We start from the raw sequence: 25,489 nt of genomic DNA on the forward strand, positions 1-25,489 counted from the left end.
CTTTAATGATTTATTGTCGTGGCAATAAGTTGCGAGCACCCACCTTGCATTTATGCGGGGAATATCTAGCGCCCACAGACAAGTCTAGGGTTTAGTGCTATAATATACTATGTAGTCTGTTAGGCAATCGCTTAAGTTATACTTAAGAGGAAAGTCCGGGCAGCGAAGGATACGACAGTCGTTAACGGCGACCGGAGGCAACTCTAGGGAAAGTGCCACAGAAACGAAACTACCCTCGTATTTTATATACGGGGGAAAAGGTGAAACGAGTGGGGTAAGAGCCCACAGTCGTCTATGGCGACATAGACGAGAGGTAAACCCTGTCGGCTGCAAGGAGATTTGCAAATAGGATTATCCGTCCGCAGATCGATAACCGCTTGATTTGTTTGGCAACAAGCAAACTAGATAGATGATTGCCCTAGACAGAACCCGGCTTATAGGCAGACTATGAACAAAACACCCTGCATAATGTCAGGGTGTTTTATATTGGTAGATTTGTCCTACTATAGACTTGCTTTTACTATTTCAGCGAAAGCTTTTGGCTCGTTAACTGCCAATTCTGCTAATATTTTTCTATCAATCTCAATGTTTTTAGATTTCATAGAAGCTATAAGCTTGCCGTAAGTTGTACCTTCTTGTCGAGCGGCTGCATTGATTCGAGTAATCCATAGACCGCGTAGATCGCGCTTCTTGTTTCGACGATCGCGGTAGGCGTACTGCAGAGCTCTAATAACACCTTGTTTTGCAAGACGAAAACTTCTGGTGCGATTATGCTGCATTCCCTCAGCTGCTTTTAAGATTTTTTTATGCTTAGCGCGTGCGACAACTCCTCGTTTTACTCGCATAACTATACTCCCATTGCTCGACGGGCGTTCTTAGCCATCGAACCAGTTACTGTTGCTGTTGTGTTGATTGCGCGCTTACGACTTTTTGACTTTTTAGCCAACAAGTGGCCGCCAAATGCGCGCTGGCGGGTCAATTTTCCGGTGCTGGTCAGCTTGATACGCTTCGCAGTGCCTTTGTGGGTCTTTAGCTTTGGCATTATTTACTCCTTATTACTACGCTCAGATTGCGACCAGCCATCTGAGGTTTTTGCTCTAATATTGCGTCCTCACTAAGGTGCTCCATGATTTTGTCAATCAATTCGTAGCCGATCTCTTTATGGGCCATTTCACGACCCTTATAGACCACTTGTATGCGGACTTTATGTCCGCCCTCCAAAAACTTACGGATCTTCTTCAGCTTGATCTCTAGGTCTCCAGCCCCTATCTTTAGACCGAAGCGCATTTGCTTTAGGTCTCCAGATTTGGCTTGACGCCGATTCTTCTGTTGATCCTTCATCTTTTGATACTGGTACTTACCCCAGTCAATGATTTTAGCAACTGGCGGATTGGCTCCTGGCGATATTTCAACTAAGTCAAGATTCATGTCGTTGGCTTTACTTAAAGCCTCCTTAAGAGACATGATTCCGAGCTGCTCGCCATCAGGACCAATTATCCGCAGTTCTCTTGCACGGATTGCTCCGTTGATACGGATTGATTTATTAATCTCTGGCTCTCCTTTTTTGAAGCAATTTTAGATTAACTCAGTTGCTATTGTAACAGAGATGTTTGTTATTTTCAAGGATAATAATTAACCTATGTTAATCTGTCTGTACTGTAAACTTTCTGCTATATGTGGAATTTCTATGGATGCGGATCCTTCTAAATCTGCGATAGTGCGAGAAACTTTTATAACTTTAAAATAGCTGCGAGTGCTTAAGTCTAGCTTTCTGGCTGCGTTCGTCAAGAAGGTTTTTGCAGATTCTGATATTGATGTAATTTTATCAACACCATTACTTGGAATGTCATTGTTGTATTTGTAACTACACTTATATCTGTCTCTCTGAATAGAGTAGGCTTTGTGTATCTCAGATAAAAATGTCTCTTGTTGTGATTTTGTCGACATGTTATTGTTTAATAATTTTTCATGGGGAACTCGTGAAACCGACACAGTTAGATCTATTCGATCAAGTAATGGCCCTGATAATCTTTTTTGATAATTGAGAATTTGATTTTGTGAGCATATGCAAGTTTTTTTTGGGTCTCCAAGAAATCCACAAGGACAAGGATTCATTGTGGCTACTAATAAGAAATTGGCAGGGAAGTTGAACTTACTATTTGCACGACTGACAGTAATTTCATGATCCTCTAGAGGCTGACGAAGCGATTCAAGTACAGTGCGCGGATATTCGAGTAGCTCATCGAGAAATAGGACACCTCTATGAGCTAAACTGATTTCTCCTGGCTGCACTTTCGATCCTCCGCCAATAATAGACGCTCTACTTGCGGTGTGGTGTGGTGATCTGAACGGTCTATCTACTACGGGATTGTTTATTATAGTGTGTTCTCCAAGACTGTGAAGTTTTGTCACTTCTACTATCTCATCCTCTGATAGGGCTGGTAATAGATTCTTCAAAGATTTTGCCAACATAGTTTTTCCTGATCCCGGAGGGCCGGACAATAAAATATTATGTCTTCCGGCAACGGCTATCTGGATAGCCCTCTTTGCTTGCTCTTGTCCGTAGATGTCGTCGATGGTTGGAGTGTTTTTATGATTGCGAGATATATTTTTTATTGACGATCTGTCTATTGGCTTAATAATCTTTTCTTTTTTGAGGTGTAAGAAGAGTGCCTTTAGGTTTTCTACTGGAAATACGTCAACTCCAGTCACTAGCGCCGCCTGTTTGGCATTTTGGGCTGGCACGTATACTGATTTAATTTTCTGGTTTTTGGCCACTTCGGCTGTAATAATTGCTGATCGTATTGGACGTAGGCTGCCGTCTAGTGCTAGTTCTCCCGCAAAAACCGCATTACTTACGTCGCTTTGATTAAGTGCGCCGCTGATACATAAAATAGATAAGGCGATTGGGAGATCGAAGTGAGATCCGTCTTTTGGTAACTCTGCCGGTGCTAAGTTGATGATTATTTTTCCTTTTGGAAAATCTAGGGAAGAGTTTTTTATTGCACTACGTACTCGATCTCTGGACTCGTCGATGGCCTTATTACCCATTCCGACAATTTGCAGACTAGGAAGTCCTTTTGACATATCTCCCTCAACTTCGATAATTTGCCCGCTAAATCCATAAGGTGTAGCTGAAATAACTCTACTAATCATGAATCTATTAAAACATAAGCATGTAGATTTTTGAATGAGATCAGGGTATAATATGAATCGATATGTGGGGCTGATATAGCTTTCGACAATTGGACATTATCAAGACATTCTGCGAGCCGACGATACGCGTAACGTATATTTTTAGATGCAAACTTTGTTGCAAAAGCAAAGTCATTCGTAGCGAGCGCTTTCGCTCCTAAGATGGCCTTTGCGCCAATCGCTGCCTAATTTTTAGCGATCATCCTTGTATTGTGGCAACAGTCAATATTTAAGGGTGTTATATCTATGTTGCTTGCTATATATTTGGAAGTAGCGGATATGTAGGACTTTTACTACGTAACGGAACTCGGTTTTCTCGGTTTATTTTAAATCCGAGTGGCGTTATTAAATAAATTTAGATAAGCCTATGTTCGTAGACGAATGTTGTGATACCAGTTGGACCCGGGGGCAGTACCCGGCAGCTCCACCAGATAGATTAGATTAAAAGTCAGCCTTGTCGCTGGCTTTATTTATATTGAAGAGTAGAATTTATCTTTAAGATAGAAAAACAACCACCTGCGAGTAGTGGTTGTTTTCAAAAAAGTGGAGTTTTACAATTTCTTTTTATTTTTGGCCTCTGTATAACTTTTTTATTCAGAAGCTACCCCTATAATAAGCTATATAAATGCTTATGTCAACAATATTTTTGTAAAAAGTTTAGTAAAAAATACCACACATTTTATAATCTTCTTTCTAATTTTCGCAACTATTTTTCTAATGGCTTTTACTATGAAGTTATATGCCAGAGACTGGCGTTTGTTTGATGACTTTCTATGTCTTTTATGTGTGCGATAAATTAAATTGTCGCACATTTTCTAGGACTCTTTTATTGAAGTGTAAAAGGTGGCTTTGTGTACTATGAATAAACTTTATACTTTCGTTTTGTAATTTTTAATTAAAACTGTTGTGTGACATTTTGATGTATAAGATTTAATATACATACTGATGCTTGGATGTTCTTGTGATAATATAAAAAATAATTTTGTTAAGTTTGCTGTAGTGTGACAATGAAAGTGAATAGAGTTTTATAAAGCGGGGAATAGAGACTATTATTTTATCACGGATTTAAGTGTTAGACTTCGGTCTGATATTGACCGTACGAACCTATTTTTGTGGCAATGTTTGGACGACGGGTAATCATAGGTTCGTCATGTAATTTGGCGGTCGTTAAGTCGATGATATCTTCATTGAATGGTGTGCAATCTGTGCTATATAATGCTCAAAAACGACAAGATTGTTGTAAAATGCACATATGACTACAAAGCGATAGTAGAATAATTAACAGATGATAATTTTAACAACATTAAAAAATAGGTGAAAATTACAATACTTTTTGACTGAGTAATGGTTGACATCTAAATAGGGCTATGCTAGTATAAGGTTAAGCTTTTAGAAAAACAAAAAAGCAAAAAAATACATTAACAATAAAATTTATATAAAGCCGCGTTTTTACGTATAAATTGACGGACAGTTGGCTGCATGATTTTTATAATGACGCAGCCAATGCTCCGCCTTTACAATATTTCGCAAATTGCAAAAGCGTTGAGCGCGCGGTTAGTACCGCATACATCCAGTTAATCCTCGTTAAATAGCTAGCGGTGAGAGTCCTGGATGTATGCAGAGGAACACTGCAAGGATGCTCCTTAACTAAGGAGCGGTCAAATCGCCTCGAGCGGTAATAGGCAAATGGCACCCGCGCCTAATAGTTATTTTTTATCGGCGGATGGTTTGTGTCTATATGCTATAGTATTATCGCTCAGGCTTCTTGTGTATAGTATGATGTGAGTATGGGGATGAAGATAGTTAGTTTTATAGCGTTGGTTGCGTTGATTCTGATTGCGGTTATTTTGAATGCGACAAACCCGAGTTCTGCTGGTCCGTTTGGGATTCTAGCGTTTTTCGTATGTTTGTATGTGCTATTTATCTGTCTGACTTATGTAGTATTTTTAACATCGGAGCGAATAGCTGCGAAATTTTTTAATTTCAAGAATAGTCGTAATGAATCTAAGTATAAGACGTATTATTACTCTACTGTAATCTCTCTTGCTCCAGTTATTTATGTGGGTATGCAATCGATGGGAGATGTTGGGATTTTTGAGATATTATTACTTGGTGTGTTTGAATTGCTGGCGTGTTTTTTTATACATAAAAGATACTAATCCCGTCCTGAATGTAGTCGTGTATTTTAAACAGTTACGTGGTACAATATATTTATGAATCCCGAACTGCCACAAGTTAATAGGACCCCTGAGGTGCAGCCACAAAATATAGGTGGTGAGTATAATGTAGAAAATACATCATTAAATCCTGAAGTCGGAAGAGAGTCTGAGCAGTCACTTGGTGCTAGGGTTGAGCAGTATAACAATATACCCGTGGCTTTGCCTGTTGATAATACTACAACAGTTCCTTTATCTCAATCTCAAAACGACGATCAAAGCGCGAAGCAGTCAGGGGTAGTAGCTGATGATGATACTCCTCTGGTGGCAGCGGATGAAGACTTGATAGAAAGAGAGTGGGTGGATAAAGTTAAAAAGATTATAGCTTTAACAAAAGATAATCCTTATGAGAGGAATAGAGTTATTGCACAGCTGCAGGCTGATTATTTAAAAAAACGATATAATAAGACTTTAGGTCAAAATGACGACGGTAGTAAGTAGGGTTTTATATGGGTGCGGGTCCTTTGATAGTTAGTTTTATCGCGATTGTTATTATAGCCGCTGGTTCTGTGGTAGCTTTTGTGTTGTATCGTAATATGCTGAGGGAAGCCAAAAATTATGAACGAGGCTTGAAGATGGTGCCATTGCTTATACATCTGCCTCCGACAAGTGAAGATGTCAATAGTTCAAATCGAGATGAGCGAGATTTAACTGAAGAGGTGCTGTCGCAAGCCCAGGTGATGTACAATATCATCTCAAGTACAGCAACTAAAGGATTCAAAAGTAAAGTCTACGGTCAACGTCATATATCGTTTGAGATTGTTGCACACGGTGGGTTAGTTCATTATTATGCTGTTGTTCCGCTAGTGTTAGTTGATGTTATTCGTCAAGCTGTAGCGGCAGCATATCCTTCTGCTCGGCTAGAAGAGGTATCTGATACTAATATATTCAGCAAGGTTGGCAAGATGAGCGGAACCATCGGCGGCGAATTCACCCTGAAAAAGTCCTTTGTTTATCCAATATCGACTTATCAGGAGTCGAAAAGAGATGCTTCCAGGGCATTATTAAATGCTCTATCTTCGGCGTCCAGAGAAGATGGAATAGGTGTACAATTTTTACTACGTCCGGCGTATGACGGTTGGTCCAAGGCTTCAGAGTCTCATATTGACGGCATGAAGAAAAATAAGGGCAAGAAGAAGGGCTTTGGAGGCGTTGCTCCTATGGATATCATGGAGGCTCTGTGGAAACCGCCAGAGAATAATGAAAAAGACGGTGGCTCTAGTTCTGAGGACAAGCAGCTAACATCTTTAGAGCAGGCGGAAGTGGATGCTATCAGCGAAAAAGCTCGCTATCCTGCGTATGAAGTTTTGGTGCGTGTTGTAATTTCGTCAAATACTGCGGCGCGCTCTCAAGCGTTGTTAAAAAATATAATAGCAGCCTTCTCGTTGTTTGACTCACCGCGCAATAATGGGTTTAAGTTCTCTTTAACTAGGAATGTTGAGGAAATGACAACAGCATATATTATGAGGTTCTTCCCTCAGGAAACTCGTAGTAATATTCTCAACAGTGTAGAAATGGCAACGTTATTCCATTTGCCTGGAGCTAACGCGATCCCGACTTCACAAGTTAAGCGACAGATGTCCAAGCAGGTTGATGGACCAACAGACGTTTTGGATGAGGGTTTGCTGATTGGGTATAACGAATTTCGAGGAGTCAAAAAACCTATTCGAATCGGCACAAAAGACCGTCGCCGCCACGTATATATTATTGGTCAAACAGGTGTTGGTAAATCTGTCTTGCAGGAAAATATGGCTTATCAGGATATGATGGATGGTCGGGGATTCGCCTTTATTGATCCGCACGGTGATTTGGTTGAATCTTTATTGGGTAAGGTTCCAAAAGAGCGCGTTGAGGATATTATCTACTTTAATCCTGCCGACATGACTAATCCAATTGGCTTGAATATGTTTGAGTTCGACACTCCAGACCAAAAAGACTTTTTGGTTCAAGAGGCGATTAATATGCTGTATGGTCTTTACGATCCAGGCCATACGGGAATTGTTGGTCCTCGCCTGGAGCATATTTTTAGAAACTGCGCTTTATTGTTGATGTCGGATCCTGCTGGTGGAACGTTTATTGACGTGCCGAAGTGTCTTATTGATCCTGAATTTGTGAAAAGCAAGCTTAAGTATGTAAAAGATCAGCAAGTTATTGATTTCTGGACAAAGGAATTTCCTGCGTCACAGAGGTCAAATGAGGCAGGTGAGGTTATTTCATGGGTTGTATCAAAGTTTGGTCCATTTATTTCCAATGATGCAATGCGCAATATTATTGGTCAGACCAAATCTGGATTTAATTTGCGTGAAATTATGGATAATAATAAGATTTTGCTGGTTAACTTATCGAAAGGTAAGATGGGTGAACTTAACTCTAAGCTTTTGGGTATTATCTTTGTAATGAAGTTCCAGGCGGCAGCGATGTCTCGGGCGGATATTCCAGAGGATCAGCGAGTTGATTTCTCATTGTATGTTGACGAGTTTCAGAACTTCGCCACTGACAGCTTTGAATCTATTTTGTCTGAGGCTCGTAAGTATAAATTGAGTCTTATTATGGGTAACCAGTTTATGACGCAGTTAACAGATAAGATACGAGAAGCTATTATTGGTAACGTCGGTACAGTTATTTCTGGGCGTATCGGTGTAACTGACGCTGAACTGATGGTTAAGAAATTCCAGCCGACATTCGATGTCGACGACTTGGCTAAATTGCCAAACTTCCAATCTATAACCTCTGTGATGATTAATAACGTGCCGTCTGCGCCGTTTAGTATGAACTGGATACCGCCAATGGGGCAAGTTAATAATCAACTGAGAGATGCGTTAGTAAGGCTATCTGCTGCTAAATACGGTAGACCACGAGCTGTTGTTGAGAAGGAGATATTTGACAGGATTAGAGGTGGTGTACAACCAAAGACGAGTTCTTCTCAATTAGCGCCTTCTGCTAATCAAAAGGCACCTGGTGGGTCATCGTTCTTGGATGAATGGCTAGCGAAGAGACAACAGCTAGGAGGAAAGCCCGCTTCTAGCTCAACAACCGTAAGACCAGTAAATTCGCAAGCCCCACAGGCTTCCTCACAAATACAGAATACGCAAGGTCGCCCAGAGGTGGTTGATAATGCGCCTTCTAATATAAATAGTGTAAATGCTGCGGCTTCTAACCTTGACAGCAAACAGCAAAGTCAACCTTCTGCGATAGATAGTGCTGTCGTTAATAGGACAAATGTGTCTATGACTACAAACAATAACTCTGTCTCTTCTATAAATATAAAACCGAGCCAACCTGTGGTTAAGAATCGGCTCGATTTACGCAATGGTGATGATGACGATAATGAAGTGATGATTAGCTTGAGATAAAATTCAACATTTATCTAGCTATTTTTTCTGTTGTTAATAAACCCTACTCGAGCATACTCAATAACAGCGCCGATAGACCAGCCGGCTACAAACAAGATAATAGTTTCTGATCCTGATAATAGATATCCGTATCGTTTGGCGATAAAATACACGACGACAGAAGCTATTGCGCCTAAGGCGCCAGAGATGATTAAGTTAGGGCGGGCAACAGTATTGCCAATTGCATCACTAGTCTTTTCGACGACTGGATTATGAATGACCTTACTGAAAGCCCTGGATGGAGCTGATAGTTGGTCTTGTACATTTTCCAAAGTCTTCTTATAAGAAGCTTCAATATCTTTTTTTGTAAGAGGCTTATCTTCTTTTATCTCTTTAGATTCTTTTTGTTCTTGCTGCTTTTCTTGGCGGGCGGCAATTTCTATAGCCTCATGTTTAATGCTATTTTCATTTTCGGCATTTGATTTTTCTTTTTCAACCGCCTTTTCTAGGGATCTTTCGATTTCAGCAGCTTTTTCTCTGCTTAAATCTGCTAATTCTCTGGTGTCGACAGCATTCTCTACGGTAGACTTTAATTTTTCACTCATTTTTCACCTCCTATAAAGTTCCTGCGGACATGTCTCGCCGAATGATCCTAACTTCTTTATTTAATTGACGTGATCGAGCGTAGAAGTATACGACCACGGCTGCAATAATTCCTGCGAACATCATATTCTCGCTGGCACCAGTTTTTGGCAGTTGTGAAGTGGTTTGTTCAATAACTTTCGGTGCAGGGCAGTCAATTTTTGTGCTGACAGTATTGCCAAATGTGTTATCAATCCTACAGTCGTAAGACATTGGATTGCTTTTACCGCTAGCCATTGCTGGGATACTGTTCTTTATTTGGATGGTAAAGCTGCGCTTCTGGGTTTCTCCTGGCTTGATCTTTATAGGGTTCCATACTAGTACTTTTGCGTTGCCGCTGCCCGCGCTAGCGCCTTTATCATCTGTCAATGTTCCACCGCCAGCGTCGAATATATCGGCATACTCTAACAGGTCGCTGACTTGATCTTTGAATGTAAATTCTTCCTCTTTAAGCCCTTTGTTTTTTACCGAAAGAGTATAGGTAATTCGATCTCCAGATTTTGCAACCGTAGTTGTTGCGTCGGCGTTATTCTGGGTGAGATTAACTGCGGTTTTTGTCTGCACGAACGAAGCAGAACATCGACTATCGTTAATCCATATCGTAGAGTCGCCTGGGCATGGTTGACATTGAGGATCGTCCTTCAATAATTTAGGGTTTTGAGGACACCTTGCTGGCTCTGGTATAGTAAATGTCTTTACGCAGGCGTCTGAGGTCTTGTCGCCCAGCGAGCTTTTTACCGTTAGAACAACTTTGTATGATCCCGGTGTTTTTTCTGTATAAGTTACGATTTTATCGTTACCTTCGATTGTCTTAACTAGAGTATTTCCTCGGTAAACGCTATATACATATTTTTGGATTGTCGCACCATTAGCTGCGCTGGCGTTAGCGGTAAATTGGTATGTATCGCCATTCTTCTTTATGTCTAAGGCGTTACACGTAGCTACTGGCTGTGGCGGAGTAGAGCAGTTGGGGTATGTTCCGACTTGCCCAGTTGGACATTGATGGCTCGGTGGTGCGATTTTAAGGATTAAGTTACCGCAGTTAAGCATGATTGCAAACCAGCCAGTCCCAGCTGAATATCCAACGAATGCTCTATATGAGAAGCTGCCCCAGAGGTTGTGAGGTCGATAATAGAAAGTGCGAGCACTGCCTTGTGATGTACGAACTACGTAAGATCCTTCACCTCTTGCTGCGCCAAAGTGAGGTGTAAGTCCCCATGAATAGGTACCCATATTGCTATTTAAGGTCTGGAGATTACCGGTCGCCGCTACCAAATCAGAGCGGCTAATACCAAGATGATCGTAGAGGTCGCGAATATTATTTGTGTTCGCGTCATAATGAGCCATCAGTTGCTGACCGCTAGAAATTCCGCCATAAATTAGGTCGCTGGAATCTGCTGCATTGGCTGATTCTGGCGGTGAAAAAACAGTGAAAGATTGCACAATAAGCGCTAGGGCAGTTAAGATAAGCCCGATCTTTCGAGTAGCTTCTTCTTTGTGTAAGCGTTTCGCGTAAAAGCCCAAACTGTGGATCATTGAAGGGCTGTATGGTAGGCGCGAGATAATTTTTTTGAACATTTTGACCTCTTTTATTTTTGTTGTTATATAACTTTAATCTAACTTTAGCATAAGCATGCTGAAAAAGTAAATAGTTTGAGAATATATCTATTTTGATGTATAATAAGGTTGTTGAAAAGAGCTGATAATTCAGATAATAGTGAGGGAGATATGGCTAAACAAACAAATGAACAATCTTATGATGGCTCACAAATCCAGGTCCTAGAGGGCCTTGAGCCGGTTCGTAAGCGTCCAGGAATGTACATCGGTAGTACGGGGTACGAGGGCGTACATCACTTGATTAAGGAGATTGCCGATAACTCAATTGACGAGGCAATCGCTGGTTATGCTACAAAGGTCGAAGTAACTTTGTTAAAGGATGGTGGTGTTCGAGTATCTGATGACGGTCGTGGTATTCCTGTCGATAAGCATCCAAAGACGGGTAAGAGTACGCTAGAGACGGTATTAACAATCTTACATGCCGGCGGTAAGTTTGGTGGCGGCGGCTATAAAGTTTCATCTGGACTTCACGGTGTTGGCTCGAGTGTTGTGAACGCGCTATCTACTCGGATGATTGCCGAAGTTAGAAAGAACGGTAAAATCTATCGTCAAGAATACGCAACAGGCGTGCCTCAGACGGAACTAGAAACCGTCGGAAAGTCTGATGGTTCTGGTACGACAATTACTTTCTATCCAGACCCAACCATCTTTAAGGAAACGGTTAATTTTGACTATAAATGGGTTGTTAATTATCTTCGTCATCAGGCGTACCTTACAAAAGGCATTCACACGTCGGTTATTGATGAACGGACTGGCGAACGAAAAGCTTTCTACTTTGAGGGCGGTATTCAGAGTTATGTAAAAAACCTGAATATCGGCAAGGATGTTTTATCGGACGATATATTTTACGTCGAGAAGCAGGTTGAAGATTGTATGGTGGAAATTGCGGTTCAGTATAACGACACTTACGCTGAAGTGGTAAAGCCATTTGCCAATAACGTCTTAACTCCTGATGGTGGTACTCATTTGGTTGGTTTTCGAACAGCCCTCACGCGTGTAATTAATGATTATGCTCGTAAGAATAGTCTGCTGAAAGAAAAAGAGGATAATCTGACTGGTGATGACATCCGCGAAGGTTTGACGGCAGTTATTTTGGTGAAGTTGCCAGACCCTCAGTTTGAAGGTCAGACCAAGAATAAACTTGGTAATCCAGAGATGCGCCGCTATGTTGATCAGGTGATGAGCGAATATTTTGCGTATTACTTGGAGGAAAATCCAGCTACAGCTAAGAAGGTTGTCGGTAAGGCTACATTGGCAGCACGAGCGCGTAAGGCGGCAAGGGCTGCGCGCGACAATGTTATCCGTAAGGGAGCATTTGAAGGCTTAAACTTGCCATCTAAATTGACGGACTGCTCATCTCGTAATCGAAAAGATTGTGAATTATTTATTGTCGAGGGTAATTCTGCTGCGGGTTCAGCTAAGGATGGTCGCGATTCAACTATTCAGGCCGTTCTTCCTCTTCGCGGTAAGGTGCTGAATACTGAGCGTGCAAGGTTTGATAAGATGTTCGCTAATGCTGAAATTGTTTCGTTGATTAAGGCTATGGGCGTTGGAATTGGCGACCAATTTGATATCAGTGGTATTCGTTACGACAAGATAATCTTCATGACAGATGCTGATGTTGACGGTGCGCACATTTCTACACTTTTGATGACATTCTTCTTCCGATATATGTCTGAAGTGATTGAAGCGGGTCACGTATATTTGGCGAAGCCGCCTCTGTTTGGGTTGAGTAGAGGAACTGGCAGTAATCGTAAGATAGATTACGTCTATGATGAAGTGGCTCTCGAACAAAAATTGAACGAAAAGATTAATGAGCGCAAGGCTGCTGGTGTAAAGATTGATGAAAATGCTGAGAAATTTAAGCAGGCGGGCTACACGGCACAGCAACGATTTAAGGGTCTTGGCGAGATGGATGCTGCTCAATTATGGGAAACGACTATGAATCCAGAAAATCGAACATTGGTGAAGGTTAATATTGAGGATGCAGAACGGGCGGATGCTATATTTACGAAGCTTATGGGTGATAGCGTAGAATTGAGGAAAAATTTTATTCAAACAAATGCCGCTAAGGTTAATGTGGAAGATTTGGACTTTTAAGGAGGAGATATGGCGGACAATGACAATAAAAATATAGTAGAACCGGAAATTCTGAACGAAGAGCCAGAAGTTCGCGGTATTGAAAAGTCGACAGTTGAGCGTGTTATGGAAGATTCCTTCCTTAAATACTCCATGTCGGTTATTATTGACCGTGCTTTGCCGGACGTTCGTGACGGGCTGAAGCCTGTTAATCGTCGTATTTTGTATGCGATGAATAAGAACGGTTGGCGCGCTCCTCATGCTACAGTGAAGTCGGCAAAAATTGTCGGTGAGGTTATGGGTAACTACCACCCGCACGGTGACTCGTCAATTTATGACGCTATGGTGAACTTGGCTCAACCTTGGAAGATGCGATATACGCTGGTTGAAGGTCAGGGTAACTTCGGTTCTATGGACGGTGACGAGCCAGCGGCTTCTCGTTATACTGAGGCGCGAATGGATAAAATTGGCGGCGAGTTGCTGTCTGACATCGACAAAGAAACTGTTGATTTTCGTGATAACTTCGACGGAACAGAGAAAGAGCCAGTGGTTTTGCCGTCGGCCGTTCCAAATATTCTATTGAACGGTCAGATGGGTATTGCTGTTGGTATGGCAACGAATATTCCACCGCACAACCTTGGTGAGGTGGTTGACGCTACAGTTGCTCAAATAGACAATCCTGAAATTACGCTAGACGAATTATTGACGCACATTAAGGGTCCTGATTTTCCAACAGGCGCGGAAGTTTATGGTGGCGCGCCAATGCGTCAAGCATATGAAACTGGGCGTGGCTCAGTTACGATTCGTGCGGTTGCGTCGATTGAAGAGCGTAAAAATGGCCGTTACAGTATTATAATCACCGAAGTTCCGTATGGTATGAGCAAGGAAGGCTTTGTTGATAAGGTTCGAGAACTTGTCCTTGCTAAAAAAATAACGCACATTGCCGACGCGCGAGATGAAAGTGCTCGCGGTAAGGTTCGAGTTGTTGTTGAACTGAAAAAAGATGCTTATCCAAAGAAGATTCTTAACCAATTGTATAAATTGACTGGGTTACAAACATCGTTCCATTATAATGTCCTGGCCTTGGTCAATGGTATTCAACCTAAGGTCATGGGCTTGAAAGAGATTTTGGCGGAATTCATTAAGCATCGTCAAGGCGTTATTCGACGTAGGACTGAGTTTGAACTTCGCAAAGCTAAGGAACGAGCTCATATATTGGAAGGTCTGAAGATTGCGCTTGATCATATTGACGAGGTGATCAAGACAATTCGCGAAAGTTATGACGATGCCGACAAGCGTTTGATGGAGAGATTTGGTCTGTCGGAAATTCAAGCGGCCGCAATTTTGGCGATGCAACTACGACGATTGCAGGGGTTGGAGCGTGACAAGATTGAAGAAGAATTGAAGCAACTTCATGAACTGATTAAGAAGCTGGAGGCAATTTTGGCTGACGAGAACGAGATTTTGCGTGTTGTTAAGGAAGAATTGCTTGCTATGAAAGAAAAGTATGGCGATGAGCGGCGCAGTAAGATTATTAATCATGAATTAGGAAAGTTCTCTGACGAGGAATTGATTCCAGAGGAAGAGTCGGTAATTCTGCTTACAAGCGAAAACTACATTAAGCGAACTCTTGTGAGTGATTATCGTAGGCAAAATCGTGGTGGTAAGGGCAAGCGTGGAATGACAACAAAGGAAGAAGATGTCATTGATCAAGTTGTTCAGGCAAGCTCGCACGATTATCTATTATTCTTCACTAATATGGGTAGGATTTTCCGGCTGAAGGCTTACGAAGTACCAGCCGCCAGTTTGAGTGCGAAAGGCGTTGCTGCGGTTAACTTATTGCAACTTCAGCCAGAAGAGAAGATAACGGCAATTATCAAACACGAAAAGAACGCCAACGAAGACGGATATCTGTTCATGGCGACAAAGAAGGGCACAGTTAAGAAGACTCCTGTGAAAGATTATGCCAATGTCCGCACGAATGGATTGATTGCAATTAAGCTAGATGAGGGCGATGAACTGCGCTGGATAAAGAGAACGACTGGCGAGAATGACGTGATTGTATCTACGTCTGCAGGGCAAGCTATTCGCTTTAATGAGAAAGATACGCGCCCAATGGGTAGATCAGCTCGCGGTGTCCGCGGCGTCAGATTGCGTCCAAATGACTCTGTTGTTGGTATGGATATCGTTACGGGTGACGACCAAACTTTGCTGGTGGTTAGCGAGAAAGGCTTCGGCAAACGCACAAAGGTATCGAACTTCCCAAGTCATAAACGTGGCGGAGTTGGTATAAAAGCCGCAGTTGTAACTGCAAAAACTGGTCCGATTATCTCTGTGCAGACTATTGATCCAGAAATAACAGAGGCGCTATTGGTTTCTCAGAATGGTCAGACTATCCGCCTGGGCTTGAGTGATATTAAGCTGCTTGGAAGGACGACTCAGGGCGTGACGATTATGCGCCTGTCTGACGGCGATGCTGTTTCGTCGATCGGCTTGATGGCGGATCGCCCGCAGGATGAGGGTAATTAATAGTGAAGGTCTTGATAGTTCCAGTAATCGCATGGGCGATATCTCAAGGGTTGAAGCAAGTGTTTCATCTCATGGGGCGTAATCGTCGAGTATTTAGCGGTGATACAAACCCAAAAATACTTCTATCCGGAGGTATGCCAAGTGCTCATAGTGCGATTGTCGTGTCGTTGGCGGTATTTCTGGGGCTACAAGACGGCTGGGATAGTTCTGTATTTGGACTAGCTACTTGGCTGGCTATTATAGTGATGTATGATGCTATGATGGTCCGTTATTCGTCCGGAATGCAGGGTGAAACGCTTAACAAGTTAATTTCGGAGCAGGGTAGCAAGTTGAAAAAACTTCGCGTTGCTCATGGTCACACCCCTGTAGAAGTGGCAGCTGGGGCGGCTATTGGTATGGTTGTAGCTGCCGTTGTATTTTTCGCAACAAAATAATTGTAAAAATCTATTGACCTAAGCAATTATATACTGTAAGATTAGTAACAAGTCTGGTTGCTGGAGTGCGAGTTAAGCAACGATTTACAATCTGTAAAGCGAGGTAAATCATACTTCAGTCTGACTTAAGATGAACTTTAACAATTTGATTGTGCAATATCATCGTCAGTTTATATTTTTGTAGAGCCTTAATACTTTGATACAAAGTAGATTTTAACGGAGAGTTTGATCCTGGCTCAGGATGAATGCTGGCGGCGTGCCTAACACATGCAAGTCGAGCGGCAGCGAGTTTTACACTGAATTCTGGAAGCTTCTGGGTAATATAGAAGATCTATTCAAGAATTTTGTGTAAAATGTCGGCGAGCGGCGGACGGCTGAGTAACGCGTAGGAATTTGCCCCAAAGTGAGGAATAACTGCCCGAAAGGGTAGCTAATGCCGCATATGGTCTTCGGATTAAAGCCTTCGGGCGCTTTGGGAGAAGCCTGCGTTGGATTAGGTAGTTGGTAGGGTAATGGCCTACCAAGCCGACGATCCATAGCTGGTCTGAGAGGATGATCAGCCAGACTGGAACTGAGACACGGTCCAGACTCCTACGGGAGGCAGCAGTGAGGAATCTTCCACAATGGGCGAAAGCCTGATGGAGCAACGCCGCGTGAAGGATGAAGGCCTTCGGGTTGTAAACTTCTTTTATGAGTGAAGAATATGACGGTAACTCATGAATAAGCACCGGCTAACTACGTGCCAGCAGCCGCGGTCATACGTAGGGTGCAAGCATTATCCGGAGTGACTGGGCGTAAAGAGTTGCGTAGGCGGTTTAATAAGTGAATAGTGAAACCTGGTGGCTCAACCATACAGACTATTATTCAAACTGTTAAACTCGAGAATGGTAGAGGTAACTGGAATTTCTAGTGTAGGAGTGAAATCCGTAGATATTAGAAGGAACACCGATGGCGTAGGCAGGTTACTGGGCCATTTCTGACGCTAAGGCACGAAAGCGTGGGGAGCGAACCGGATTAGATACCCGGGTAGTCCACGCCGTAAACGATGGATACTAGCTGTTGGAGGTATCGACCCCTTCAGTAGCGAAGCTAACGCGTTAAGTATCCCGCCTGTGGAGTACGGCCGCAAGGCTAAAACATAAAGGAATTGACGGGGACCCGCACAAGCGGTGGATTATGTTCTTTAATTCGATGATAACCGAAGAACCTTACCAGGGCTTGACATCCAGGGAAGGTCTGCGAAAGTAGACTGTGCCTTTTGGAACCCTGTGACAGGTGATGCATGGCCGTCGTCAGCTCGTGTCGTGAGATGTTAGGTTAAGTCCTTCAACGAGCGCAACCCTTGTGAATAGTTGTATTTTTCTATTCAGACTGCCCCGGTAACGGGGAGGAAGGAGGGGATGATGTCAGGTCAGTATTTCCCTTACGTCCTGGGCTAGAAACGTAATACAATGGCTAGTACAATGCGCAGCGAAGCCGCGAGGTGAAGCAAATCGCATCAAAGCTAGTCCCAGTTCGGATTGTAGGCTGAAACTCGCCTGCATGAAGTCGGAATCGCTAGTAATCGCAAATCAGCAAGTTGCGGTGAATACGTTCCCGGGTCTTGTACACACCGCCCGTCAAACCATGAAAGTGACCAACACCCGAAGTCCGATTCGTCGGCCTAAGGTGGGGGGCATGATTGGGGTTAAGTCGTAACAAGGTATCCGTACCGGAAGGTGCGGATGGATTACCTCCTTTCTAGGGAGTAACGATGCCAATCTGTCGAGCAATCACAGATTGAGCTAGGTCGGTCTCGTAAATGTGTCGAGCTTACATATTTACAATAGTCCTCTCGAGGACGAGACAAAAGTTCAACCTTTCTCTACGATAAACCGATTGATGAATTGCACAATCAAGTTGTTAAATGAAAAAGCCCTTCTATGAGGGGCTTTTTGTATGGTATATTTAATTAAATCTGATATTTTAGTAGAATTGTGATTATAAAAAATAGCCAATAATTTTTTGGCTATTTATGCTTTTTGCCGACGCTTATTATAGCCCGCCGCCAAAAAGGGAGTTTAGTAGCCAGTTTAGTGGGATAGTGTGTAGACTGAGCATAATAGCGAATCCCACTCCACATGTAACAAGCCCCCAAAACTTGAAACGGTCATAGCTACTTACGCCGCTTCCCAGATTGTCGGCTAATTTTTGATGAAAAACGACGACGATTCCACCAGCAATTAAGACTAAAATCCCAAAAAATAATGAGCCAAAACTAAATTGATATAACATATTATTAATTATACACTTGTCAGAATTAAAAAGATACTGTACAATTAAAAGGTCTTGGCAATTTATGGGGACATAGCTCAGTTGGCTAGAGCACCTGCTTTGCAAGCAGGGGGTCCAGGGTTCGAGTCCCTGTGTCTCCACCATATGGGGTGAAGTGGGCTTACGTCCACGACACTCCACCAAGACGAATGAGGGCGATTAGCTCAGCTGGTTAGAGCGCGTCACTGATAATGACGAGGTCGGAGGTTCAAGTCCCTCATCGCCCACCATATTTTTTAATATGGGCGCTTAGCTCAGTTGGCTAGAGCATCTCGTTTACACCGAGAGGGTCGGGGGTTCGAGTCCCTCAGCGCCCACCAATCATAGATAGTCAGGATTATCGCCGAGTAGGCGATTTTTTGTTTACAAGCAATCTTGCTTAATAAAGCATAGATAGTTATACTCTTAGAATATGTATAAGCGTATTATTAAGCCGATATTATTTTTATTAACACCAGACTTTACTCATAAGTTAACTATTTTTTGCGGTCGTGTGGCGCAGGCGTTTTCTCCTATTAGATGGATTATTCGTAAGCTATGGAGCTTCCAGGACAAGTCGCTACAGCAGGAAATTGATGGAGTTGTATTTAATAACCCAATAGGCTTGTCGGCGGGATTTGATAAAAATGTACAATTGTCACCCTTAATGGAAGATGTTGGATTTGGCTTTGCTTCTGGTGGATCTGTAACTATGGAGCCGAGAAGGGGAAATCCTCGACCATGGTTTCATCGATTGCCGAATACCAAATCTGTAGTTGTGTACGCTGGCATGCCAAATTATGGGCTAGAGAAGATTAGCGACTACGTTGAACTAAACATACATAAAGTTAAATCAATGCCGACTGTTGTCTCTGTGGCTGTTATTGCTGATAAATCCACGAAAGACGAATTTGGGCCAGTCGTTCCGGAAGAATATATAATTCGGGACGTAAAAAAAGCGGTTAGTTATATCGTAGACAACAGCTTGGCTAGTGTTATAGAGATTAATATTTCTTGTCCGAATGCTGGCAAGGAGCCGTTTATCTATGCTGATACGCTAGAGACTTTATTGAGCGAATTAGATTCTGTAGAGAGAAATGTTCCTTTCTGGGTTAAAATGCCACATTTGTATGATCTGAAGCAATTCGACTCGCTATTAAAGGTTATTGTTGAGCATAATATTCAGGGCGTAACGGTTGCTAATTTAATAAAGGATCGTGAGAAGGTAGATCTTAAAGATCCTTTGACTGATGACATTAGGGGTGGATTAAGCGGCAAACCTACTCGCGCACATAGCTTAGAATTGATTAGGTATGCATATAAAAATTATGGGGATAAACTGACTATTATTGGTGTTGGTGGGGTTTTTTCGGCCGAAGACGCATACGTTAAGATTAAGGCGGGCGCTAGTCTGGTTGGGCTTATCACTGGGCTGTTTTTCGAAGGTCCGCAGTTAATTGGGCGAATAAATCGCGAGTTGATTCAGTTGCTAAAAAATGACGGTTTTTCTAGTATTTCTGAGGCGATTGGTGCTGATTTTAATAAAAAGCAAAAAAAGTCGAAAAAACTTTGAAAAAACCCTTGCAAAAGAATCTCAGCTGCTGTATAGTTAATTACTAGTTAAGCGAATGTTCAAACGAACCTCTGGCAATACACTGCAAAGCGTGCGAGGGCAGTGAGAAAACATCTGAGTGTAGATAGATTTGTCAATTTATTGACCTGTCAATTGTGCACTCAAATGTGTGAGGCACTGATCATTAACAATTTGAGAGTAAAAGAAATTGAGTTTTTAATTGACGGTAGTAGTAATTGCAAAGTAGCAACTACTAGTTAAGTCAATGCATAAAAAGGTACTCAAGGGCGCTAAATGGATGCCTAGACGTATATTACCGACGAAGGACGTGGAAGACTGCGATAAGCTTCGGGAAGCTGTCAACAAGCTTTGATCCGGAGATCTCCGAATGGGGAAACCCAGCATGAGTCATGTCATGTTGCCACTTGCTGAACACATAGGCAAGCGAGCGGGAACCATCTGAACTGAAACATCTTAGTAGGATGAGGAAGAGAAAGTAAATAACGATTGCGAAAGTAGTGGCGAGCGAAATCGCAACAGCCCAAACCTTTTAAGTTTTTGCCTATTAATTTAGGCAAATAAGTTGGTAGACGAATACTTATAAGGGGTTGTGATATTACATATGACCAAGTCAGAGAATTTGATTCATTCAAATAATCTGATTTGCGATAACTGGCTATCAACAGTTAGTAAGGTAAGAAATCGGCGTGGTTAGTAGAATAGTTTGAATGACTAGCCAAAGAACGTGAAAGCCGTGTATATGAAAACGACGCTGACCTTATGTATGTTTTATCGAGTAGGACGGGGCACGAGAAACCCTGTTTGAATCTGGCTGGACCACCAGCCAAGGCTAAATATAATATACGATCGATAGTGAACTAGTACAGTGATGGAAAGGTGAAAAGAACCCCGGGAGGGGAGTGAAATAGATCCTGAAATTTAGTGCCTACAAGGAGTCGGAGCCGGCTTGTCCGGTGACGGCGTGCTTTTTGTAGAACGATCCAGCGAGTTAATTTTTACAGCGAGGTTAAGTCAATTGACGGAGCCACAGTGAAAGCGAGCCTGAATAGGGCGATTAAGTTGTAAGGATTAGACCCGAAACCGGGTGACCTAACCATGAGCAGGTTGAAGCCACTGTAACAGGTGGTGGAGGACCGAACCAGGATACGCAGCAAAGTGTTTGGATGACTTGTGGTTAGCGGTGAAATGCCAATCGAACTCGGAGATAGCTGGTTCTCCTCGAAATAGCTTTAGGGCTAGCGTCGTGTTAGTAGCACATGGGGGTAGAGCTCTGTAAAGGACTGGGGCGGGCAACTGTACCCACCCTTAACAAACTACGAATACCATGTGTGTAATCACGGCAGTTAGAACATCGGTGCTAAGATCGGTGCTCAAAAGGGAAACAGCCCAGACCATCATCTAAGGTCCCTAAATTAACGTTCAGTGGGAAACAAGGTGAGATTTCTTAAACAGCTAGGATGTTGGCTTAGAAGCAGCCATTCATTTAAAGAGTGCGTAACAGCTCACTAGTCAAGAGATCTTGCGTGGAAAATGTAACGGGGCTAAAACGTTATACCGAAGATATGGATTACACGCTAAGTACAAAGTTAAAGTTGTGTTACAATCAATTTATGGAAAATGAGATTTACGTAGGTAGCGTTTATAAACACTATAAAGGCAATAAGTATGTTGTTGTAAGTATAGCTGTTCATACTGAGACGCTTGAAGAGCTTGTAGTTTATCGAGCCATTTATGGCGACGGAGAATTATGGGCTAGACCTAAGAAAATGTTTTTAGATAATATTGAAAAAGACGGAAAGATCATTCCAAGGTTTAAATTGATTAAGAAACTTTGATTTTGTTCTTAGTGTGTAGTGGTAGAGGAGCGTTCCTATCAGCGGTGAAGTCGAATCGGAAGGTTCGGTGGAGCGGTAGGAAGTGAGAATGCTGGAATGAGTAACCATAAGAGAGGTGAGAATCCTCTCGGCCGTAAGAGCAAGGTTTCCTGAGCCATGGTAATCATCTCAGGGTTAGTCGGGCCTAAGCCGAGGCGCAGAGCGTAGGCGATGGACATCAGGTTAATATTCCTGAACCGGTTAAGTTTTGTACACTGTTCACGGGGAAGTAATCGAAGCGGATTCATGGTTTATCCGTCCAACCGAGCGGGAACGCAAAGGGAGTGAAAGTAACTCTTCGGAGTTGCGATTTTGGTGAAAGCCCTGGCTAGAAAAGCAGGTGTACGCGTGGACTTAGCCGCCCGTACCGCAAACCAACACAGGTGCTCGAGTCGAGTAGACTCAGGCTTACGAGCGAACCTTCGCTAAGGAACTCGGCAATACAGCGACCGTAACTTCGGGATAAGGTCTGCCCCCACTTCGGTGGATATCAGCCGCGTTCACTCAGTGAATATTAGGTTAAAGAGTACATTTTTAATCACAAAACGAATTTTCTGAGATAGAGCAAACGAATTGTTCTTTTGAACGCGAACTTCTGACATCTAACGATGTGGGGGCCGCAGCAAAAGAGCCCACGGAACTGTTTATCAAAAACACAGGTCTCTGCTAACACGAAAGTGGATATATAGGGGCTGACTCCTGCCCAATGCTGGAAGGTTAAGGGGAGCGCTTCACGGTGCGAACTGAAGCCCTAGTCAATGGCGGCGGTAACTATAACCGTCCTAAGGTAGCGAAATTCCTTGTCAGGTAAGTTCTGACCCGCACGAATGGAGTAATCATGTGGGCACTGTCTCAGCGAAGGACTCGGTGAAAGTGCATTGGCGGTAAAGATGCCGTCTGTCCGTACCAGGACGAAAAGACCCCATGGAGCTTTACTACAGCTTTACATTGAATATGGTTTCAACATGTGTAGCATAGGTGGGAGACTTTGAAGCAGATACGCCAGTATTTGTGGAGTCACCAAGTGAAATACCACCCTTGTTGTGATTGTGTTCTCACGCTGACCGTTATCCGGTTAGCGGACCGTGTATGGTGGGTAGTTTAACTGGGGCGGTTGCCTCCTAAAGAGTAGCGGAGGCGTTCAAAGGTTGGCTAACTTCGGATGGAAATCGAAGTGATAGTGTATGCGCATAAGCCAGCTTGACTGTGAGGAGTACATTCCAATCAGAGACGAAAGTCGGAGCAAGTGATCCGCTGTACGTACATTTGTACATGAATGTGGGATCGACAGCGCAAACGGATAAAAGTTACCCTGGGGATAACAGGCTTATAGCGCCCAATAGTTCACATAGACGGCGCTGTTTGGCACCTCGATGTCGGCTCATCACATCCTGGAGGGGGAGCACCTTCCAAGGGTTCGGCTGTTCGCCGATTAAAGTGGTACGCGAGCTGGGTTCAGAACGTCGTGAGACAGTTCGGTTTATATCCGGTATGGACGATAGGAAACTTGAGAGGATCTACCCCTAGTACGAGAGGACCGGGGCGGACGCACCTCTGGTGTATCGATTGTGGCCACCTGCTGCATTGTCGAGTAGCTATGTGCGGACTAGATAAGCGCTGAAAGCATATTAAGCGCGAAACTAACCTCAAGATAAGGTTTCCCTATGAGGACACAGAAAGACTATCTGTTTGATAGGCGCAAGGTGGAAGTACAGTAATGTATGGAGCTGAAGCGTACTAATAGTCCCATTGCCTTTTTATGTCCTTGTCCGTGGAGTTTATGCTTGCATAAACATTGCGGATAAGGTAGACTTAACTAGTAATTGGTGCTTTTCAAAAGTACCAGTCAATTAAAAATCAATTCCGTGCTGATGTTGGACATCGAAGAAAGGGGTTTGGCCCACCGTGGAGTATATACGGAACCAAGCGTCGTAACCCCCTCCTTCGGTGCCCATAGCGAGGAGGAAACACCTGTTCTCATTCCGAACACAGAAGTTAAGCTCCCCAGCGGCGATTATACTGCGAAAGTGGGAAACTAGCACGGTGCCGAATTATAAGAAAGCCATCCTAATAGGGTGGCTTTCTTCTTTGTCTTAAAACGTTTGTGGTATGTTTTGGCGGGTGATAGAATATAAGTATGTGTATAGTGTGTAGGGTGGCTACTGGCGGTATGGCGATTGCTGTTGCTTTAACTCCAACGATTAGCATAACAGCACCCAATGAGAATAAGAGTGATGCGAAGAAGGCGATTAGTGCTAAATTTTTTTCTGAAATAAAATCTCCATCATCACTATCCAGATTTAAGGTGTCAGATATCCAGACTCCAGATTGGCACTCCACATCTCAATCGTCAAAAAAATTGAATTCTGGAGTGAAAAAAGAAGTCACATATACAATATCAACAAAGGGCAATGTCCGATCAAATCTAGCTGAATTCTCGAAACAGGTAAATGAAACCTTAAACGATAATCGAGGCTGGGCGCGTATGGGGATTATTTTTAAAGAGGTAAAAGAGAGTGGAAGTTTCAATCTAGTTCTGTCGCAAGCTGAATTGATGTCCTCATTCTCGTCAGGCTGTGACGCGGATTGGAGTTGTCGAGTCGGGTCTTCTGTCATTATCAATGACAATCGATGGTCTGGCGCGACTACAGCGTGGAATAAAGCAGGTGGTGATATTCGTAATTATCGACATATGGTAATCAATCATGAAGTTGGGCACTGGTTGGGGCATGGGCATTTGAATTGTTCTGGGGTTAATAATCCAGCGGCGGTTATGCAGCAGCAATCAATTGATTTACAGGGGTGTGCTTTTAATCCTTGGCCGCTTGATAGTGAATTATGGTCAACTACGCTGGGGATAGAACTATGAAATTGATAAAAAATTATCGCACGCTTAAATTGGCTATTGTCATGAGTTTTATAACGCTGATAATGATATTGGCATATGGATTTGTGAGCTGGAAATCTTGGGAAAACGTTCAAAGCGTAACAAAAAACACTAATGAGGTGGAGGGCTCGCTGTTTGTTAATTTGCAAAAAGACAAATTATCTACTAAAAAATTGAATGAATATTTGGCTGATTTAAAAAATAAACGCCAAAGCTGTGATGTAGTATTTTTTGTATCTTGGCAGAAGAACGTTAATACTAGATTTAAAAAGTATTCAGAAGAATGCAATAAATCGGTAGAGAAGATGAACCGAACTATACAGAGTATAGAGAAGATTGTCGGCTTTATGGAGTTTGATAAGGAATTGAGCGGTGAAATACGTACGGTGTCAGATAAGTTATCGAAGACCAAGCAAAATGACTTTATTGCTATGGAGAAAATATGGACTGATACAAAGAAGAGGTTGGAATCCAGAGAAAACGAGGTTGACTTACGTAAGTTAGCGATGAAGAGAATAGACGCTATTTTATTGGCTGCGCGCGATTTGAAGTCGACTAACGAAAAGAAAGATAGCGACCAGTTTACTATAGCCAAGGATAAATTTACCGTGGCTATTAACGCCTGGATTGGTTTGCAAAATGAGTTAACACAAGAATCTCAGCTTAGAATAGACAATCTATTAAGAGAGTTTTAGAATAAATCTGCAATAAAAAATATCCCTCTATGTGATGGGATATTTTTCTTCTCGAATCTCGCAGAAAACGAGAATTTTTTGTGGTGGAACTCATGATTTCTGA

Annotated in this window: 16 protein-coding genes, 3 tRNA genes, 3 rRNA genes and 2 other RNA genes; 17 read left to right on the forward strand and 7 right to left on the reverse strand. The window is 42.7% G+C overall.

Annotated features, from left to right (window positions below):
- Window positions 1-111 precede the first annotated feature (111 nt).
- Window positions 112-453: RNase P RNA component class A (gene rnpB, locus LRM46_RS01845), an RNA gene on the forward strand.
- Window positions 454-503: 50 nt separating this feature from the next.
- Here the strand turns inward: rnpB and rplT are convergent.
- The 4 genes from rplT to LRM46_RS01865 form a co-directional block, all read right to left on the reverse strand.
- Complete coding sequence (gene rplT / locus LRM46_RS01850; RefSeq protein ID WP_243813338.1) at window positions 504-845, reverse strand: 50S ribosomal protein L20; 342 nt, start codon at window positions 843-845, stop codon at window positions 504-506.
- Window positions 846-847: 2 nt separating this feature from the next.
- Window positions 848-1,042: a 50S ribosomal protein L35 gene (gene rpmI / locus LRM46_RS01855; RefSeq protein WP_129743559.1), complete on the reverse strand. Its 195-nt coding sequence runs from the start codon at window positions 1,040-1,042 to the stop codon at window positions 848-850.
- The gene (gene infC / locus LRM46_RS01860) at window positions 1,042-1,548 is read right to left on the reverse strand and encodes a translation initiation factor IF-3 (protein WP_320412669.1); all 507 of its coding nucleotides are present in this window, start codon (window positions 1,546-1,548) and stop codon (window positions 1,042-1,044) included. Before infC ends, rpmI begins: the two co-directional genes overlap by 1 nt.
- An 84-nt stretch (window positions 1,549-1,632) precedes the next feature.
- Complete coding sequence (locus LRM46_RS01865) at window positions 1,633-3,156, reverse strand: YifB family Mg chelatase-like AAA ATPase (protein WP_243813339.1); 1,524 nt, start codon at window positions 3,154-3,156, stop codon at window positions 1,633-1,635.
- Window positions 3,157-3,222: 66 nt separating this feature from the next.
- On the opposite strand from LRM46_RS01865, the gene ssrA reads away from it, so the two are divergent.
- From ssrA to LRM46_RS01885, 4 genes are all read left to right on the forward strand, one after another.
- Window positions 3,223-3,625: a transfer-messenger RNA gene (gene ssrA, locus LRM46_RS01870) on the forward strand.
- Window positions 3,626-4,982: 1,357 nt separating this feature from the next.
- On the forward strand, window positions 4,983-5,354 hold the full coding sequence (locus tag LRM46_RS01875) for a hypothetical protein (protein WP_243813340.1): 372 nt from the start codon (window positions 4,983-4,985) through the stop codon (window positions 5,352-5,354).
- Window positions 5,355-5,408: 54 nt separating this feature from the next.
- The gene (locus LRM46_RS01880; protein ID WP_243813341.1) at window positions 5,409-5,852 is read left to right on the forward strand and encodes a hypothetical protein; all 444 of its coding nucleotides are present in this window, start codon (window positions 5,409-5,411) and stop codon (window positions 5,850-5,852) included.
- A gap of 8 nt (window positions 5,853-5,860) precedes the next feature.
- Window positions 5,861-8,764, forward strand: a complete 2,904-nt coding sequence (locus tag LRM46_RS01885; protein ID WP_243813342.1) for a type IV secretory system conjugative DNA transfer family protein — start codon at window positions 5,861-5,863, stop codon at window positions 8,762-8,764.
- A 14-nt stretch (window positions 8,765-8,778) separates the two neighbouring features.
- Here LRM46_RS01885 and LRM46_RS01890 read toward each other — a convergent pair whose 3' ends face one another.
- Complete coding sequence (locus LRM46_RS01890; protein WP_232736316.1) at window positions 8,779-9,348, reverse strand: hypothetical protein; 570 nt, start codon at window positions 9,346-9,348, stop codon at window positions 8,779-8,781.
- A 10-nt stretch (window positions 9,349-9,358) separates the two neighbouring features.
- A complete protein-coding gene (locus LRM46_RS01895; protein WP_243813343.1) occupies window positions 9,359-10,963 on the reverse strand; it encodes a hypothetical protein in 1,605 nt (534 codons plus the stop codon).
- A gap of 150 nt (window positions 10,964-11,113) precedes the next feature.
- Between LRM46_RS01895 and LRM46_RS01900 the strand changes: the two genes are divergently transcribed.
- The 4 genes from LRM46_RS01900 to LRM46_RS01915 all read left to right on the forward strand — a co-directional run bounded on the left by LRM46_RS01900 (window position 11,114) and on the right by LRM46_RS01915 (window position 17,784).
- Window positions 11,114-13,102, forward strand: coding sequence for a DNA gyrase/topoisomerase IV subunit B (locus LRM46_RS01900; RefSeq protein WP_146422324.1), 1,989 nt, complete (start codon window positions 11,114-11,116; stop codon window positions 13,100-13,102).
- Window positions 13,103-13,111: 9 nt separating this feature from the next.
- Entirely contained in the window at window positions 13,112-15,610 is a 2,499-nt protein-coding gene (gene gyrA, locus LRM46_RS01905) for a DNA gyrase subunit A (protein WP_243813344.1), read from the forward strand.
- A 2-nt stretch (window positions 15,611-15,612) separates the two neighbouring features.
- Window positions 15,613-16,044 (forward strand): divergent PAP2 family protein, encoded by a 432-nt coding sequence (locus LRM46_RS01910; RefSeq protein ID WP_243813345.1) that lies wholly within the window; start codon window positions 15,613-15,615, stop codon window positions 16,042-16,044.
- 213 nt (window positions 16,045-16,257) lie between these two features.
- Window positions 16,258-17,784 (forward strand): 16S ribosomal RNA (locus tag LRM46_RS01915).
- A gap of 294 nt (window positions 17,785-18,078) precedes the next feature.
- Here LRM46_RS01915 and LRM46_RS01920 read toward each other — a convergent pair.
- Window positions 18,079-18,318, reverse strand: a complete 240-nt coding sequence (locus LRM46_RS01920; RefSeq protein ID WP_146422321.1) for a hypothetical protein — start codon at window positions 18,316-18,318, stop codon at window positions 18,079-18,081.
- Between the two features lie 66 nt (window positions 18,319-18,384).
- Between LRM46_RS01920 and LRM46_RS01925 the strand changes: the two genes are divergently transcribed.
- From LRM46_RS01925 to LRM46_RS01960, 8 genes are all read left to right on the forward strand, one after another.
- Window positions 18,385-18,461, forward strand: a tRNA-Ala gene (locus LRM46_RS01925).
- A 49-nt stretch (window positions 18,462-18,510) separates the two neighbouring features.
- Window positions 18,511-18,587, forward strand: a tRNA-Ile gene (locus LRM46_RS01930).
- 13 nt (window positions 18,588-18,600) lie between these two features.
- Window positions 18,601-18,677 (forward strand) — tRNA-Val (locus LRM46_RS01935).
- Between the two features lie 92 nt (window positions 18,678-18,769).
- On the forward strand, window positions 18,770-19,909 hold the full coding sequence (gene pyrD, locus LRM46_RS01940; protein ID WP_243813346.1) for a dihydroorotate dehydrogenase (quinone): 1,140 nt from the start codon (window positions 18,770-18,772) through the stop codon (window positions 19,907-19,909).
- A gap of 270 nt (window positions 19,910-20,179) precedes the next feature.
- A 23S ribosomal RNA gene (locus tag LRM46_RS01945) occupies window positions 20,180-23,566 on the forward strand.
- A 181-nt stretch (window positions 23,567-23,747) separates the two neighbouring features.
- A 5S ribosomal RNA gene (rrf, locus tag LRM46_RS01950) occupies window positions 23,748-23,856 on the forward strand.
- 118 nt (window positions 23,857-23,974) lie between these two features.
- Window positions 23,975-24,673 (forward strand): DUF3152 domain-containing protein, encoded by a 699-nt coding sequence (locus LRM46_RS01955; protein WP_243812820.1) that lies wholly within the window; start codon window positions 23,975-23,977, stop codon window positions 24,671-24,673.
- Complete coding sequence (locus LRM46_RS01960) at window positions 24,670-25,386, forward strand: hypothetical protein (RefSeq protein ID WP_243812821.1); 717 nt, start codon at window positions 24,670-24,672, stop codon at window positions 25,384-25,386. The genes LRM46_RS01955 and LRM46_RS01960 overlap by 4 nt, the downstream gene beginning before the upstream one ends.
- The last annotated feature ends 103 nt before the right edge of the window (window positions 25,387-25,489 follow it).

The sequence above is a fragment of the Candidatus Nanosynbacter sp. HMT-352 genome (assembly GCF_022819345.1).
GTDB lineage: Bacteria > Patescibacteriota > Saccharimonadia > Saccharimonadales > Saccharimonadaceae > Nanosynbacter.